Source organism: Rudaea sp. (assembly GCF_047601565.1).
GTDB lineage: Bacteria > Pseudomonadota > Gammaproteobacteria > Xanthomonadales > Rhodanobacteraceae > Rudaea.
This window is the reverse complement of the sequence record NZ_JASGIY010000001.1, coordinates 620,877-636,626: the sequence shown is the minus strand read 5'-3', so window position 1 is coordinate 636,626 and position 15,750 is coordinate 620,877. Positions and strand designations below refer to the sequence as shown.

The following is a 15,750-nucleotide window of genomic DNA, read 5'->3' as shown; positions in this document are numbered from 1 at the left end:
ATTCGATTCCAAGATTGGTTCTGACCGGTCAACTTCATGCCCACGCCGAAGGACGTCGCGAAGGTGCTGATCGATGCGGTTGCGAAGCCGCCGATCGACCTTGCGACGATTCCCGAGGACGAACTGCTCGCGTTGCGCCTGTGCGAGCTGCCGCTGCGCATCGAGGGAACGTGGCTGCAGGCGCGCATCGCCCAGCTCTATCGCGAGCTCGATGCGCGCAACATCCCGTTCCAGGCCGCGCTGCTGCCGGTGCGAGTTCGAGCGCCGTGTTCCTGTGCAACGACAAGGGGCCGTGTAAGAAGATCCTGCGCTTCCATTGTGTGCGCACGCCGCGGTTACACACGTTCTATCGCGGCCACAAGGTGTGGCTGCCCAAACGGCTGAAGCTGCCGTGCATCGTCAAACCGCTGACCGAGGAAGCCTCGCGCGGCGTTTCGCAGGCGTCGATCGTCGACGACGAAGCCGGCTTTCTCGCGCGCATCAAGATGATCCAGGAGCGCATGGAGTTCGATGTGATCGCAGAAGAGTGCATCGAAGGGCGCGAGCTCTACGTCAGCGTCATCGGCGACCGCGCTTTGCGCATACTGCCCGCGCGCGAGATGACCTTCGGCGACATGGCCGAACCCAGGCAGACAGAAACAGGCCGACGATGACATAGCCAAGAGCGCCGAACTCGAACTGGCGGATTGCATCGAACACCGGCCCGTGCAAATCGAAGAGGCAAATCAGAACTTGCGCCAGCTCTAAGGTGCCGACCATTCGTTTGCAAATCGCCCATGCGTGCTCTACAGCGAGCCATCGTGCTCTACAGCGAGCCATATGGTTCACTATCAAACTCACCTCGACACAACGTTCGCCGCGCTCTCCGATGTCACCCGACGCGGCGTGTTGGAGCAGCTCGGGAGTTCAGACGCCTCGATCACCGACCTTGCCCGAAGGTTTCACATGAGCCTCACGGGCATGAAGAAGCACGTCGGCGTCCTGGAGCAGGCGGGGCTCGTGACCACGGAGAAGGTCGGACGCGTACGAACCTGCAAGCTCGGACTGCGCCGGCTGGAAGAAGAGGCCGCATGGATCGAGCGGCACCACCAACTCTGGAGCGCGCGCTTCGATACGCGGGACAAAATTGTCGAGCGCTTGAAACGCAAGGAGAAGACAAATGCCCACAAGAAAAGAAAGTAGTCCCGCCGCCATGCACCGCACCGCCGTAGAACGCAAGTCCGACCGCGAACTCGTCGTGACGCGAACGTTCAATGCCCCGGCGCACATCGTCTTCGAAGCGTGGAGCAAACCCGAATTGTTCAAGCGTTGGTGGATTCCGAAGTCGGCGGGCATGTCGCTGGTCTCGTGCGGCATGGATATTCGCACCGGAGGCACGTATCGCCTCGTGTTCCGCCATCCGGCCTTCGATCAACCGATGGCGTTCTTCGGCACGTACAGGGAAGTAACGCCGAACAAACGCATCGTATGGACGAACGAAGAAAGCGATCAGGGCGCCGTGACCACGGTGACGTTCGAAGAAGATGCCGGCAAGACGCTGGTCACCCTGCACGAACTCTATCCCACGGAAGCGGCCCTCGACGAAGCCCTCGCCGGTTCGGCGGAAGCCCTGCCCGAACAGTTCGCGCAGCTGGATGAGTTGCTCGCGGGCGGATGGTGACCTGACCAAACGTCCCTTCGACTGGCATGTCACAGACGAAATTCGTCGTGTACGCGATGAAGCGATGAGCCAGGCAGTACACGTGCAGATACTTGCCGATCTGTCACAATGATTGCCAGAAAAAAGACCGCCCAAGAGCAGCCTTTTCAAAGCGAAACCATTGATTCTTCGCATTAATTTGGTGGCGATGGGTGGGCTCGAACCACCGACCCCGGCATTATGAGTGCCGTGCTCTGACCAGCTGAGCTACATCGCCGCGAATCGAACATTATATCGCGATTGGGAGCTTGCGAGAACCTTTGCCCGGCGATGGCGTCCTTGGCTCGAAACGCGAAGCGAAAACGCTTCGCGATGTCAGCGCGAAGGCGCTGTGCCGTTGCTCGTGTTCGAGCAGCCAGCGCTTGATCGGCAGGCCGCCGCCGAAGCCGGTGAGGCTGCCGTCCGCGCCGATCACGCGGTGGCAGGGGACGATGATCGGCAGCGGATTGCGCCCGTTCGCCGCGCCGACGGCGCGCGTGGCGTTGGCGTCGCCGAGCGCGCGCGCGCGATCTCGCCGTAGCTCGTCGTCGCGCCGTAGGGGATTTCGAGCAGGGCCAGCCAGACCTGCTGCTGAAAATCGGTGCCCTGCGGAGCGAGCGGCAGGTCGAACTCGGTGAGCTTGCCGGCAAAGTAAGCCTTGAGCTGGGCGCGCGCCTCGTGCAGCGCGCCGGGCCCGCGCTCCCAATCCTCGCCGATCGTCGCCGGGTATTTCCCGTTTTCGAAATCGACATGGCGCAGGCCCCTGCCGTCGGCCGCGAGCATGAGGCGGCCGATCGGGGTTTGCAGGTAGTCGTAGTACACCGTCGACATCGCCGCAGTGTACCTCAGGCCGCGGACTTGACCTCCGCGCGCCGGCGCCGCGCGCGTACCGCCTGGGCGAGGCGATCGAGCGTGCGCACGGTCGTCTCCCAATCGATGCAGCCGTCGGTGATGCTCTGGCCGTACTTCAGCGGCTGGCCTTCGACGAGATCCTGGCGCCCGGCGACGAGGTGGCTTTCGATCATCGCGCCGAGGATGCGCGTCTCGCCCGCTTCGACCTGGCCGGCGATGTCGTCGATCACCTTGGGCTGGTTCTCGGGGTTCTTGGCCGAGTTGGCGTGGCTTGCGTCGATCATCACGCGCTCGTTGAGGCCGGCCTTGGCGATCGCCGCGCAGGCCGCGGCGACGCTCGCCGCGTCGTAGTTCGGCGCCTTGCCGCCACGCAGGATGACGTGGCAGTCGCGGTTGCCACGCGTGGCCGCGATCGCGGTGCGGCCATCTTTCGTGACGGCCATGAAATGGTGTGGGCTCGCCGCCGACAGCACCGCATCGACCGCGATCTTCACGTTGCCGTCGGTGCCGTTCTTGAAGCCGACCGGGCAGGACAGACCCGAGGCGAGCTCGCGGTGCACCTGGCTCTCGGTCGTGCGCGCGCCGATCGCGCCCCAGGCGACGAGATCGGAGATGTACTGCGGCGTGATCATGTCGAGATATTCGCAGCCGGCCGGCAGGCCGAGCGCGTTGATGTCGCGCAGCAGGCTGCGCGCGAGACGCAGGCCCTTGTCGATGTGGAAGCTGCCGTCGAGGTCGGGGTCGTTGATCAGGCCCTTCCAGCCGACCGTGGTGCGCGGTTTCTCGAAATACACGCGCATGATGACTTCGAGTTCGCCAGCATGGCGCTTGCGCTCTGCGACCAGGCGCCGCGCGTAGTCCATCGCCGCTTTCGTGTCGTGGATCGAACACGGCCCGACGACGACGACGAGGCGGTCGTCCTTGCCTTCGAGGATGGCGTTCACGGCGGCGCGCGATTGCGCCACGGTGTCTTCGGCGCGCTCGTCGAGCGGGAATTCGGCGATCACCTGCGCGGGAGTGGAAAGCTCGCGCAGTTCGGCAATGCGCAGGTCGTCGGTATGGTGCGTGGTCATGGCTGGGTTTCCTGGGAAGGTCATCGGGCTTGGTTTTTTGGCCTTCCGGTGGCGATAAACAAAAAAACCGCCGGAAGGCCGGCGGTTTTCGAGGGTGTTCTGTTTGCGAAATCTTCAGATCGATCGCGCCCCTTCCTCCGCCAGCGGCTTGGGAATGCCGTAGTACCAAAAATAAAAGCTGCGGCGCGGAGAGGTCATGGGTATACAAATATCACATCGATCGGTATGCGACAAGCGATATGCGGGAAACGTCCTTCGTCCGGCCCTTTCCCGGCGCAAACGGTATGGCCCGCGAGGTCATCGCATGGACGGTTTTTTTGCTCGTCATTCCCGCGGCTCTCAACAGCCGTAGGGCTGGTCAAGCGGGAATCCAGCCTTTGCTCTTTCTCTGAAGATCGAAAGCCAGCTCAATAGCGGCTGCTTAGGTTCCTCGCGCAGCTTCCCCGTGGGCTGAGGAAGCAACAGCTCCCGCTTTGCCCGTCGTTCCGATCGAGACAGCATGGTGGAAATGCGATCCGTCGTGCGTCTAGTCCCCGTCACATCCGAGCAGCCATCCGGCAACGCAGACTTTTGGGGAAACGAGAGCCATGAGCATTTTGTCGAGCAGAAGCGTATGGAGAGGCAGCGCCGCCGTCGCGCTGTCGTTGATGTCAGCGTGGGCGTGGGGACAGCAGAAAACCTTCGACATTCCGGCCGAGGACGCGGTGAAGGCCATTCCGGAGTTCGGCCGTCAAGCCGGCATCCAGATCATCGCGCCGGCCAGTCAATTGCAGAACGTGCGCACTCCGGCGGTGAAGGGGAATCTCGAACTGCACGAGGCGTTGAAAGCCCTGCTGCAAGGCACCGGCCTGGAGATCGCCGACGACGACGGCAGGATGATCACGCTGCGCAAGGGTGCGGAGAAACATCCGGCACCTGCGTCGAAACCGGCGCAACGCGCCAAGCAAGAAAAAACCACGGCGAAGAACGAGGAAGAAACGCCTCAGGAACTTGAGCGGGTACAAGTGACCGCAACGACCGGCACGCACATCATCGGAGCACCGCCCGCCTCGCCAGTCATCGCCATCACTCAGGAGCAGGCGATCGAGGCCGGTCAAACCAATCTCGGCGAAGTGATCCGCAGCATTCCGCAGAACTTTACGGGTGGTCAAAATCCGGGAGATTTCGGCGGAGGAAGTCAAGCCAACAGCAACATCAATGGCGGCTCGGCGCTCAATCTGCGCGGCCTGGGTCCGGATGCGACCCTGACCCTGCTCAACGGCCACCGCCTCTCGTATGGCGGATATTCTCAAGCCGTCGATATCTCGCAGATTCCGCTGGCGCGCTCGATCGCATCGAGATCGTCGCCGACGGCGCATCGGCGATTTACGGCACGGATGCGGTTGGCGGCGTGGCCAACGTCATTCTCAAGCCCGACTACGAGGGACTCTCGACCACGGCGCGGCTCGGGAAAGCCACGGACGGAGGAGATTATCAGCAGCAGTACGGCATCGTCGGCGGCACGACCTGGTCGAGCGGCGGCTTTATCGCGACGTTCGACTCCGAGAACGACACCAATATCAAGAAACAACAGCGCGACTATACGGATTACTTGCCCGTTCCCTATACCCTTCTAGGGACCAACAAAGTCCAAGCGGGACTCTTTAGCGCCCATCAGGATCTGGGCTCTTTGGTGACCTTCAAAATCGACACTTTATATAATCATCGAGAGAATAATGAAGCTAATGCTGAAACATCTACTATTTTCTTGAGGGTATTGAGAAGCACAACGAATTATACTATCTCACCCGTTCTGACTTTTCATCTTCCTGAATCCTGGACAGTTTCGATCAATGGCCTCTATGGAGACGAAAAAGACTATTTGAATCAACCAATTTACTCTGGGGGTTCGCTAGCGTCGAGGAGTGACAATTGCTATTGCGATAAGGTCAAATCTTGGGAAATAAATTCTGAAGGAGCGTTGCTTTCATTGCCGGGGGGTGATGTCCGTACAGCCTTATGGGTAGGCTATCGTAAGAATAGCTTCGATGAGCATTCTCTGATTACCACATCTCGATCTCTCTATCAGGAACACAGTTATTACGGCTTTGCCGAGATTTACCTTCCTCTGGCGTCACCGGAGTCAAATATTCCACTAAACAACTATAGGAGTTCCCCCGGCTTTGCCGGGGTGGCAGTAACAGTTTGACATTTACGGGAGTCCATCGGAAACACTCCGAGCGTGAGCCGCCAAGCACACGAAACGGAGAGTCCCGATGGACGGGTATGAGAGTTTGAGCCACACAAAATGGGAGTGCAAATACCACGTGGTATTCATCCCGAAGTGTCGAAGAAAGAGTTTGTGCGCGGAGCTACGCAAGCATCTTGGAGAGGTGTTCCGGCAGTTGGCGAGGCAAAGAGAGAGCCGGATAGAAGAAGGCCATCTGATGTCGGATCACGTCCACATGCTTTTGGCGATACCGCCGAAGTACGCGGTGTCGGAAGTGGTGGGATACATCAAGGGCAAGAGCGCGATTCATCTGGCGCGTACGTACGCAGAGCGGAAGCGGAATTTTCAGGGCCAGCACTTTTGGGCGAGAGGGTATTTCGTTTCGACGGTAGGTCGGGATGAAACGCAGATACGAGCCTACATTCAAAATCAGGAGCACGAGGACAAGCGCATGGATCGGTTGAATCTGTGGCGCTGAGTTGGCACCGACAGGTGCCAAAGAACGCGGGGCCGCGTTAGCGTCCCCGCACAAGCCGCTTTGAGCGGCTCACATCAATAAAGCCCCCGGCTTTGCCGGGGGATACTTACTCCGGCTTCCGTCAGCGCGGGATTTTCGCGACCGTTGCGCGGATGAGTTCGATCGTCCTGCGCTGGGTCAGGGTCTGCGTGCGGCGCGCGGAAGTGGCGAGAAAGGTCTTGTTGCGCAGCGCGGGCGCGACGATGCGCTGCATGCGCAGACGTCCGCGTTGCGCCGGAGCGGACAGCGCGTGGCGCGGCAGCACCGCGGCACCGGCACCTTCGGCAACGAGGTCGAGGATCGTGGCAACACCTTCGACTTCCAGGGCGATTCGCGGCCGCAGTCCGAGCTGCGCCAATTCGCTTTCGAGCAGCACACGCATCGTGTTGGGGCGATTCGGAATCACCAGCGGTATCGCCGCGATCTGCTTGAGACGTATCGTCTGCACTGCCGCGCCGTTGCGGTCGTCCTTGGTGATCAGGAACAGTTCTTCCTCGCGCAGCAGATCGGTTTCCAGATCCGGCGCGGTGGCGACGTTGTAGAGCAGGGCGATGTCGAGGCGCCCCAGGCGCAGCCACTCCTGCAGGGACATGGACAGTCCCTCGCTGAGCGAGATTTCCGCTTCCGGCATCTGCTTGCGGATCGCGCGCGTCAGCGGCACCGCGATGACTTTCGCCAGCGTCGGCGGCAGGCCGATCGCGACGCGGCCCGACGGCGTGCCGCGGATGCGGCCGAGATCCTCGCGCGCGCGTTCGACCTGATGCAGGATGCCGCGGCTGTGTTCGAGTAGCAGCTTGCCGGCTTCGGTGGGCGTCGCGCCGCGGCCATTGCGCGCGAGCAGGCTGTGCCCGAGTTCGACTTCGAGCATGCGGATCTGCCGGCTCAACGCCGGCTGCGCGATGCCGAGCTCGCGAGCGGCGCGCGTGAAGCCGCCCGCTTCGGCGACGCGCACGAAATAGCCGAGCTGTTTCAGGTCCATCGCGGATGTCGAAAATGGAATGGATGGCATCCTACCATGCCGATTCGGCATATCAGATATCGCGTTCTCCCGGCTGTGTGTGCTGCGCCATCCGCGCGAAAATTCCGCCATGACACGTGCCCCATCCCCTCTGGCCGGCATTTCGTCGATGGCGATGCGCCAGGTGCTGGCCGAACTTGCCGCACGCTGCGAACGCGAGACGGGCATCCGCGTCGCGATCGAATCGGTCGGCGGCGTCGTCGCGGCGAAGCGCATCGCGGCGGGCGAATATTTCGATATTGTGTGGCTCGCTTCAGATGTGATCGACAAACTCGCCGCGGGTGGCCGCGTCGTTGCGGGCAGCTGCGTCGATCTGATGCGCTCCGATATCTGGGTGGCCGTGCGCGCGGGCGCGCTGCGCCCGGACGTCGCCAGCGAAGAAGCCGTGCGCGATGCCGTGCGCGAAGCAAAGACGCTGGGCTATTCGACCGGGCCGAGCGGCGTGTATCTCGCCGAGTTGTTCGAGCGTTGGGGTATCGCGGACGAGATTGCGCCCCGTATCGTGCAGGCGCTGCCGGGCGTGCCGGTCGGCGCGTTGATCGCGCGCGGTGAAATCGCGCTCGGTTTCCAGCAGCGCAGCGAGATCGTCGGCCTCGACGGCGTCGATGCGATCGGGCCGTTACCTGCGGCAATTCAGAAGACCACGGTGTTTTCCGGCGCCGTCTGCGCGGCAAGCATGCACGTCGAAAATGCGCGTGCGCTGCTCACTTTCATGGCTTCCGCGGAAAACCACGAAGTCATGCGCCGCCACGGCATGGAACCCGCCTGATCTTTATCACGACACGACCATGATCATCGACATCCACGGACACTACACGACCGCGCCGAAGGCGCTCGAGACCTGGCGCAACCGCCAGATCGCGGGCCTGAAAGATCCCTCGCAGGCGCCGAAGGTCGCCGAACTCGTCATCGGCGACGACGAACTGCGTGAGTCGATCGAGGTCAACCAGTTGCAGAAGATGCGCGAGCGCGGCTCGGATCTGACGATCTTCTCGCCGCGCGCGAGCTTCATGGCGCACCACATCGGCGACATCCGGACGAGTTCGACCTGGGCGGCGATCTGCAACGAACTGTGCTATCGCGTCAGCCGGCTGTTTCCCGACAACTTCGTCCCGGCCGCGATGCTGCCGCAGTCGCCCGGCGTCGATCCGAAAACCTGCATTGCGGAACTCGACAAGTGCGTGCGCGAGTACGGCAACGTCGCGATCAATCTCAATCCCGATCCGTCGGGCGGGCACTGGACCTCGCCGCCACTGTCCGACAGGCACTGGTACCCGATCTACGAGAAGATGATCGAGTACGACATCCCGGCGATGATCCACGTCAGCACGAGCTGCAATGCCTGCTTCCATACCACCGGCGCGCACTATCTCAACGCCGACACGACGGCGTTCATGCAGTGCCTGACGTCCGATCTGTTCAAGGATTTTCCGACGCTGAAGTTCGTGATCCCGCACGGCGGCGGCGCGGTGCCGTACCACTGGGGCCGCTTCCGCGGGCTGGCGCAGGAACTGAAGAAACCGTTGCTGGACGAACACCTGCTCAACAACATCTTTTTCGATACCTGTGTCTACCACCAGCCCGGCATCGACCTGCTGACGCGCGTGATTCCGGCAGCCAACATTCTGTTCGCTAGCGAGATGATCGGCGCGGTGCGCGGCATCGATCCGGAGACGGGACATTATTACGACGACACCAAGCACTACGTCGAGGCGACGCCGAATCTCGACGCGGCGCAACGCGAAAAGATATACGCGGGCAATGCGCGGCGCGTGTATCCGCGCCTCGACGCGGCGTTGAAAGCGCGCGGCCGCTGAAGCAGGAGAAGAAGCCCATGTACGAACTCGGCGTGGTTTACCGCAACATCGAACGCACCGATCGCGACGTCGCCGACGCACTGGCCGCGTTCGGTTCGGCCACCGTGCACGAAGCCATGGGCCGGGTCGGTTTTCTCAAGCCGTACATGCGGCCGATCTATGCCGGCGCGCAGATGTCCGGCACGGCGCTCACCGTGCTGCTGCACCCGGGCGACAACTGGATGATGCATGTCGTCGCCGAACAGATACGGCCCGGCGATGTGGTCGTCGCGGCGGTCAGCGCCGAGTGTAGGGACGGCTACTTCGGCGACCTGCTCGCCACGAGTTTCCAGGCGCGCGGCGCGCGCGCGTTGGTGATCGATGCCGGCGTGCGCGACGTGAAGACGCTGACCGAGATGCGGTTCCCTGTATGGAGCCGCGCGATCAGCGGCAAGGGCACGATCAAGGCCACGCTTGGTTCGGTCAACATCCCGGTGGTCTGCGCCGGCATGTGGGTGACGCCGGGCGACGTGATCGTCGCCGACGACGACGGCGTGGTCTGCGTGCCGCGCGCGAAGGCGGCGGCGGCGCTGGAGGCGGCACGCAAGCGCGAGGCCAACGAAGGCGAGAAGCGCGCGAAACTCGCTTCGGGCGTGCTCGGCCTCGACATGTACAAGATGCGCGAGCCGCTCGCCGCCGCGGGCCTCAAATACGTGGATTGAAGGAATCGGAATGGACAGACCCACGACCGGCGGATTCACCAAGACGCCGGGCTGGCTCGACTGGTACGACGGTCCGTCGAAGCCCGAATTGAAACTGCCGCCGGGCGCGGTGGACGCGCATTGCCATGTGTTCGGTCCCGGCACCGAGTTTCCGTATGCGCCCGAGCGCAAGTACACGCCGTGCGATGCGTCGAAGGAGCAACTGTTCGCGCTGCGCGACTATCTCGGCTTCGCGCGTAACGTCATCGTGCAGGCGACCTGTCATGGCGCCGACAATCGCGCGCTGGTCGATGCCTTGCGCGCGAGCAACGGCCGCGCGCGGGGCGTCGCGACGGTGCGCGCCGAGGTCAGCGATGCGCTGTTGCAGGAACTGCACGAGGCCGGCGTGCACGGCGTGCGCTTCAACTTCGTCAAGCGCCTCGTCGACTTCACGCCGAAGGTCGAATTGCTCGAAATCGCCGCGCGCATCGCCGAGCTCGGCTGGCATGTCGTCGTCTACTTCGAGGCGGCCGATCTTCCCGAGCTGTGGGATTTCTTCAGCGCGCTGCCGACGCCCGTCGTGGTCGATCACATGGGCCGGCCGGACGTGTCCATGCCCATCGACGGGCCCGAGTTCAAGCTGTTCGTGAAGTACATGCACGAGCATCCGCAGGTCTGGTCCAAGGTGAGCTGTCCCGAGCGGTTGTCGCATTCGGGACCGCCGGCGCTGTACGGCGAACGCCGGCCTTACGCCGACGTCGTGCCGTTCGCGCGGCGCCTCGTCGAGATGTTTCCCGACCGTGTGCTCTGGGGCACCGACTGGCCGCATCCGAACCTCAAGGGGCACATGCCCGACGACGGCCTGCTCGTCGACTACATCGCGCAAATCGCGCCGACGCAGGAACTGCGCCGCAAACTGCTCGTCGACAATCCGATGCGCTTGTATTGGCCGGAGGAATGACGTGCCGCTAGACAAACCTTATCTCGACATTCCCGGCACGACGATCTTCGACGCGGAGCAATCGCACAAGGGCTACTGGCTCAACCAGTTCTGCGTGTCGCTGATGAAGGCCGACAACCGCGCGCGCTTCAAGGCCGGCGAGCGCGCCTATCTCGACGAGTGGCCGATGAGCGAGGAGCAGAAACAGGCCGTGCTCGCGCGCGACCTCAACCGCTGCATCGCGCTCGGCGGCAACATCTACTTCCTCGCGCGCATCGGTGCGACCGACGGCAAGACGTTCCAACAGATGGCCGGCAGCATGACCGGCATGAGCGAGGAGGAGTACCGCGCGATGATGCTGGCCGGCGGCCGTTCGGTCGAGGGCAACCGGCGTCTCGGCGAAGGCGGCGATGCGCAGCCGCAGAATCAACCGCAAGGCCGTGCCGGCCGCGACAAGGACACCTGACATGGCATCGATCAGCGCCAGCGTCTACACCTCGCACGTGCCCGCGATCGGCGTGGCGATGGATCTCGGCAAGACCGCGGAGCCGTACTGGCAGCCGCTGTTCGCGGGCTACGAATACTCGAAGCAATGGCTGCGCGACAACGAGCCCGACGTGGTCTTTCTCGTCTACAACGATCACGCAACCGCGTTCAGCCTTGATCTGATTCCGACCTTCGCGATCGGTTGCGCGGAAAAATATCTTGTCGCCGACGAAGGCTGGGGACCGCGCCCGGTGCCCGACGTGGTCGGTCATCCCGAACTTGCCTCGCACATTGCGCAAAGCGTGATCCAGGACGATTTCGACCTGACCATCGTCAACAACATGCCGGTCGACCACGGCCTGACCGTGCCGCTGTCGCTGATGTGCGGGCAGCCGCAGGTCTGGCCGTGCCCGGTGATTCCGTTCGCGGTCAATGTGGTGCAGTACCCCGCGCCATCGGGCCGGCGCTGCTTTGAATTGGGCAAGGCGATCTGCCGCGCGGTCGAAAAGTTCGACGAACCGCTGCGCGTGCAGATCTGGGGCACCGGCGGCATGAGCCACCAATTGCAGGGCGCGCGCGCGGGCCTGATCAACCGCGAGTGGGACAACCGCTTCATCGATCGGCTGATCGCCGAACCCGCGGAGCTCGCGCGCCTGCCGCACATCGACTACGTGCGCGAGGCCGGCAGCGAGGGCATCGAACTCGTGATGTGGCTGATAGCGCGCGGCGCGATGGCCGACGTCGCCGGCGGCGCGGCGCCGAAGGTCGCGCATCGTTTCTACCACGTGCCCGCGTCGAACACGGCCGTGGGTCATCTGATATTGGAGAATTCCTGACATGAGCAAGTCCATCAAGGTTGCGCTGGCCGGTGCCGGCGCCTTCGGCATCAAGCATCTCGATGCAATTGCGAACATCGACGGCGTCGAAGTCGTCTCGCTGGTCGGCCGCGAGCGCGGGAAGACCGAGGCCATTGCGCAAAAGTATAAAATTCCCCACGTCGCCACCGATCTCGCCGAGTCCCTGGCCAAGCCCGAGATCGATGCGGTGATCCTGTGCACGCCGACGCAGATGCATGCGGCGCAGGGCATCGCCTGCCTCAAGGCCGGCAAGCATGTGCAGATCGAGATTCCGCTGGCCGACAGCCTCGCCGATGCCGAGGCCGTGGTCGTATTGCAGAAGCAGACCGGCAAGGTAGCGATGTGCGGCCACACGCGGCGTTTCAATCCGAGCCACCAGTACATCCACAAGAAGATCGCCGCCGGCGACTTCGCGCTGCAGCAGATGGACGTGCAGACCTATTTTTTCCGCCGCACCAATATGAACGCGCTCGGCCAGCCGCGCAGTTGGACCGACCATTTGCTCTGGCACCATGCCGCACATACCGTCGACCTGTTCGCTTACCAGAGCGGCGGCGAGATCGTTGCGGCGAATGCGCTGCAAGGGCCGATCCACCCGACGCTCGGCATCGCGATGGACATGTCGATTCAGCTCAAGAGCAGCACGGGCGCGATCTGTACGCTGAGCCTCTCATTCAACAACGACGGCCCGCTAGGCACGTTCTTCCGCTACATCGGCGACACCGGCACCTACATCGCGCGTTACGACGACCTCGTCGACGGCAAGGAAGAAAAAATCGACGTCAGCCACGTCGACGTGTCGCTGAACGGCATCGAATTGCAAGACCGCGAATTCTTCGCCGCGATCCGCGAAGGCCGCGAGCCCAACGCGAGCGTGGCGCAGGTGCTGCCGTGCTATCGCGTGCTCGACCGGCTTGAAAAGCAGCTGCGCTGAATGCCGCCCCGTCAATCGTTCGTCCCCAGCAGCAAATCGCGCCGGTACGCTTTGCGCTTTCGGCTGCCTGGACCGCACCGCCTGCGTGAACCTCGTGAGCTCACTGCCGTGCGCCGCTTAGTTTGGGCATAGTGGCCAAACCATGCTTGCCTGATGCGGCCAAACTGTGTTTTCACTCATAGACACGATCCGTGACTCGGTGAATCGACTCTTGTGCATGGAGAACCTCCTGCGGGGCCTCCTGTAGATACTCTTCTTCTAAACGACGACTTTTAATGGGAAGGCTACGCACCAAGGATGGGTTTGGCGCGTGCCGCTTGCGCAACAAACCATTTCAAATTTGTCGAAAAGGGCAAGAAACCATTTCAGGTTCTGCATCCCGTCGTTTCGCCCCTTGGAAAATATCAAGTCAATCCGCCCGTTGGCGGAATTGAACTTATTAAGTTGAATCTGACAATTCGATCGTTATGGATTCTTCTCGAATGTCCGCTTTTGCAATCCGCCGCAGCCGAACGGCAGCGATTCGTCTTCGCCGATGCGGAGGAGTTGGTTGTACTTGCTCATCCGTTCCGACGTCCTCACCGAGCCGATCTTGATTTGCCCGGCGGCGGTGCCGACGGCGAGATCGGCGATGAACGGGTCTTCCGTTTCGCCGGATCGGGCCGAGACGATCGTCGCGAATCCTCCGCGCCGCGCTTCCGCGATGGCTTCGAGCGTTCCGGACAAGGTGCCGTTCTGGTTGGGTTTGATCAGCACCGCGTTGGCCGCGCGCGATGCGGGAAACGTTCGTCGCGAACAGATCGTCTCCCAAGATTTGTATGCCTGGGGTGGAGAAGGTCAACTTCGCCCAGTTGTCCCAGTCGTCCTGGTGCAGCGCATCCTCGATCGAGACAATGGGATACCGCCGCAGCCATTCCGACACGGCGGAAATCATCTCCTCGCTCGACAAGCAGCGTCCTTCGTTGCGCAACTCGTATCGTCCGGACGAGTGGAGTTCGCTGGCGGCGACGTCGAGCGCGATCGCGATCTCGGCTCCCGGCTCGAAGCCGGCGGTATGGATCGCCGCCAGTAGGAGATCCAGCGCTTCGGCAGCGCTTCGGCAGCCGGGGCTGAGCCCGCCTTCGTCGGCGAGGAACGTCGGCAGGCCACGTTCGGTCAGGACGCGGTCAGCGGCCTGCCTGATCCGGAGCGCCATCTGCATGGCGTCGGCGAAATTTTCCGCGCCGACCGGAATGACGAGGAAATCCTGCAGGTCCATGCTCCGCGCGGCATGCGCCCCGCCGCTCAGGATGTTGACCATCGGCAGCGGCAGCGAGGGATGGGCGTTTCCCGCGAGCGAGGCGATGTAGCGATGCAAGGGCATGGCTTGAGCCGCGGCGGCCGCGCGGCAGATTGCCAGCGAGGTGGGCAGCACGGCATTGGCGCCGAGGCGGTCGAAATGTTCCGTGCCGTCGAGTTCGCGCAGGAAAGCGTCGATCGATGCCTGTTCCAGCGCATTCCTGCCGATCACGCTGCGCGCAATTTCGCCGTTCACATGAGCGATGGCTTTGCGCACGCCGCGGCCGGCGTGGAGCGCGGGATCGCCATCGCGCAATTCGTGCGCCTCGTGGCTTCCGGTCGATGCGCCCGATGGTGCCGCTGCGCGTCCGCTTGCGCCGCTGCACAACGCGACTTCGACTTCGACGGTCGGCCGGCCGCGCGAATCGAACACGCAACGGCCGTGCAGCGAGGCGATCGTGGTATCGGTGGAATGGTTCATTTCAAATCTTGTCTGCAATGTCCGGGCCGAATTCGGCGAATGCCGCCGGGCGCAGAATCAGTTCGGTGGCGAATCGCTTGACCTCGTCCGCATCGAGGTCGCCGAGATAATCGACCGGCGAGTCGCCTTCGAGGCGCGCGAGCACGAGGCAGCCCAACTGGCGGACGAAGCGTCGATCGAGGACAGGGAGTCCGTGACGGCGATATCCCTCGAGAAAAGCGAGGATGCAGGAAAGGAGCGGCGGCACGGATGCCGCGCGGCGAAACATTTTCAGCAGCAGGTGGGCGAGGCAGAACGCGACGTCGAAACGCGCATCGCCCCAATGCGCGACTTCGCAATCGAGGATCACGACGTCGCTGCCGTCGACGAGCAGATTTTTCGGGCTGTAGTCGCCGTGAACCAGCGCGTTCCGGGTCGAGCAAAGACTTTGGACGATCTCGGCGATGCTCGCTGCGAGCGCGGGATTGCGCTGCGCAATCCGCTCGAAAAAAGGCCGCACACGCAGTTCGACGAACGGTGCGGTATTCGCGAACCGCGCCGCGATGCCCGGATCACGGGATGAACGGGCATGCAATTGGCCCAGCAAACGCCCGGCCCCCGCTGCGCTGGCGATGTCGACATGGCCGCGAAGCAATTGCCGCTTCCAGTTGCGGAAACGCGGTTCGATCAGTTCCATCGCGAATCGATGGGTCGTCTCATCGACCCATAACACTTTCGGCGCATGCGTCTGACCGAGGAGTGCGGCTATCGCGCGCAGTCCGGCCACCTCGACCGACGAGCGTGTCGGATCGCAGAACCATTCCGCCTCCACTCGCAATTTCGCGCGCGCGCGCTTGACGACATAGTCGCCGTGCGCCGTCTGCACGACCCGTATATCGCTCGAAATTCCGCCGTCGAGTGCGATCTGTCGCACCGAGTTCTCATCGTGTT

Annotated in this window: 17 protein-coding genes, 1 tRNA gene and 2 pseudogenes; 14 read left to right on the top strand and 6 right to left on the bottom strand. The window is 62.7% G+C overall.

The window, feature by feature from the left end:
• Positions 1-36: 36 nt before the first annotated feature.
• The 4 genes from QM741_RS02720 to QM741_RS02705 all read left to right on the top strand — a co-directional run bounded on the left by QM741_RS02720 (position 37) and on the right by QM741_RS02705 (position 1,660).
• Entirely contained in the window at positions 37-384 is a 348-nt protein-coding gene (locus tag QM741_RS02720; RefSeq protein ID WP_415206206.1) for a hypothetical protein, read from the top strand.
• Positions 363-653 (top strand): hypothetical protein, encoded by a 291-nt coding sequence (locus tag QM741_RS02715; protein WP_415206205.1) that lies wholly within the window; start codon positions 363-365, stop codon positions 651-653. Before QM741_RS02720 ends, QM741_RS02715 begins: the two co-directional genes overlap by 22 nt.
• A gap of 166 nt (positions 654-819) precedes the next feature.
• Positions 820-1,182 (top strand): ArsR/SmtB family transcription factor, encoded by a 363-nt coding sequence (locus QM741_RS02710; RefSeq protein WP_415206204.1) that lies wholly within the window; start codon positions 820-822, stop codon positions 1,180-1,182.
• Positions 1,183-1,192: 10 nt separating this feature from the next.
• Positions 1,193-1,660 (top strand): SRPBCC family protein, encoded by a 468-nt coding sequence (locus tag QM741_RS02705; RefSeq protein WP_415206203.1) that lies wholly within the window; start codon positions 1,193-1,195, stop codon positions 1,658-1,660.
• A 179-nt stretch (positions 1,661-1,839) separates the two neighbouring features.
• Here the strand turns inward: QM741_RS02705 and QM741_RS02700 are convergent.
• The 3 genes and pseudogenes from QM741_RS02700 to QM741_RS02690 all read right to left on the bottom strand — a co-directional run bounded on the left by QM741_RS02700 (position 1,840) and on the right by QM741_RS02690 (position 3,603).
• Positions 1,840-1,916: transfer RNA gene (locus QM741_RS02700), tRNA-Met, on the bottom strand.
• A 12-nt stretch (positions 1,917-1,928) separates the two neighbouring features.
• Positions 1,929-2,509, bottom strand: a pseudogene (locus QM741_RS02695) (methylated-DNA--[protein]-cysteine S-methyltransferase).
• A 14-nt stretch (positions 2,510-2,523) separates the two neighbouring features.
• On the bottom strand, positions 2,524-3,603 hold the full coding sequence (locus tag QM741_RS02690) for a 3-deoxy-7-phosphoheptulonate synthase (RefSeq protein WP_415206202.1): 1,080 nt from the start codon (positions 3,601-3,603) through the stop codon (positions 2,524-2,526).
• 587 nt (positions 3,604-4,190) lie between these two features.
• Here QM741_RS02690 and QM741_RS02685 point away from each other — a divergent pair.
• From QM741_RS02685 to tnpA, 3 genes are all read left to right on the top strand, one after another.
• The gene (locus tag QM741_RS02685; RefSeq protein WP_415206201.1) at positions 4,191-5,219 is read left to right on the top strand and encodes a secretin and TonB N-terminal domain-containing protein; all 1,029 of its coding nucleotides are present in this window, start codon (positions 4,191-4,193) and stop codon (positions 5,217-5,219) included.
• Positions 5,195-5,791 (top strand): hypothetical protein, encoded by a 597-nt coding sequence (locus QM741_RS02680; RefSeq protein WP_415206200.1) that lies wholly within the window; start codon positions 5,195-5,197, stop codon positions 5,789-5,791. Before QM741_RS02685 ends, QM741_RS02680 begins: the two co-directional genes overlap by 25 nt.
• A 67-nt stretch (positions 5,792-5,858) precedes the next feature.
• Complete coding sequence (tnpA, locus tag QM741_RS02675) at positions 5,859-6,290, top strand: IS200/IS605 family transposase (protein ID WP_415206199.1); 432 nt, start codon at positions 5,859-5,861, stop codon at positions 6,288-6,290.
• Between the two features lie 121 nt (positions 6,291-6,411).
• Here tnpA and QM741_RS02670 read toward each other — a convergent pair whose 3' ends face one another.
• Complete coding sequence (locus tag QM741_RS02670) at positions 6,412-7,308, bottom strand: LysR substrate-binding domain-containing protein (RefSeq protein WP_415206198.1); 897 nt, start codon at positions 7,306-7,308, stop codon at positions 6,412-6,414.
• 109 nt (positions 7,309-7,417) lie between these two features.
• Here QM741_RS02670 and QM741_RS02665 point away from each other — a divergent pair, with 109 nt between their 5' ends.
• From QM741_RS02665 to QM741_RS02635, 7 genes are read left to right on the top strand one after another with little or no spacing between them, the layout of a single operon-like run.
• The gene (locus tag QM741_RS02665) at positions 7,418-8,116 is read left to right on the top strand and encodes an extracellular solute-binding protein (RefSeq protein ID WP_415206197.1); all 699 of its coding nucleotides are present in this window, start codon (positions 7,418-7,420) and stop codon (positions 8,114-8,116) included.
• A gap of 19 nt (positions 8,117-8,135) precedes the next feature.
• The gene (locus QM741_RS02660; RefSeq protein ID WP_415206196.1) at positions 8,136-9,164 is read left to right on the top strand and encodes an amidohydrolase family protein; all 1,029 of its coding nucleotides are present in this window, start codon (positions 8,136-8,138) and stop codon (positions 9,162-9,164) included.
• 17 nt (positions 9,165-9,181) lie between these two features.
• The gene (ligK, locus tag QM741_RS02655) at positions 9,182-9,865 is read left to right on the top strand and encodes a 4-carboxy-4-hydroxy-2-oxoadipate aldolase/oxaloacetate decarboxylase (RefSeq protein WP_415206195.1); all 684 of its coding nucleotides are present in this window, start codon (positions 9,182-9,184) and stop codon (positions 9,863-9,865) included.
• A gap of 10 nt (positions 9,866-9,875) precedes the next feature.
• Positions 9,876-10,805: an amidohydrolase family protein gene (locus tag QM741_RS02650; RefSeq protein WP_415206194.1), complete on the top strand. Its 930-nt coding sequence runs from the start codon at positions 9,876-9,878 to the stop codon at positions 10,803-10,805.
• Between the two features lies 1 nt (position 10,806).
• Complete coding sequence (gene ligA, locus QM741_RS02645) at positions 10,807-11,250, top strand: protocatechuate 4,5-dioxygenase subunit alpha (RefSeq protein WP_415206193.1); 444 nt, start codon at positions 10,807-10,809, stop codon at positions 11,248-11,250.
• A gap of 1 nt (position 11,251) precedes the next feature.
• Positions 11,252-12,106, top strand: a complete 855-nt coding sequence (locus tag QM741_RS02640; protein ID WP_415206192.1) for a class III extradiol dioxygenase subunit beta — start codon at positions 11,252-11,254, stop codon at positions 12,104-12,106.
• 1 nt (position 12,107) lies between these two features.
• Complete coding sequence (locus QM741_RS02635) at positions 12,108-13,061, top strand: Gfo/Idh/MocA family oxidoreductase (RefSeq protein ID WP_415206191.1); 954 nt, start codon at positions 12,108-12,110, stop codon at positions 13,059-13,061.
• Between the two features lie 465 nt (positions 13,062-13,526).
• Here the strand turns inward: QM741_RS02635 and eno are convergent.
• Together eno and QM741_RS02625 are read right to left on the bottom strand one after the other, a co-directional pair.
• Positions 13,527-14,820: pseudogene (gene eno, locus QM741_RS02630) on the bottom strand (phosphopyruvate hydratase).
• A 1-nt stretch (position 14,821) separates the two neighbouring features.
• Positions 14,822-15,733, bottom strand: coding sequence for a phosphotransferase family protein (locus QM741_RS02625; RefSeq protein ID WP_415206190.1), 912 nt, complete (start codon positions 15,731-15,733; stop codon positions 14,822-14,824).
• Positions 15,734-15,750: the final 17 nt, after the last annotated feature.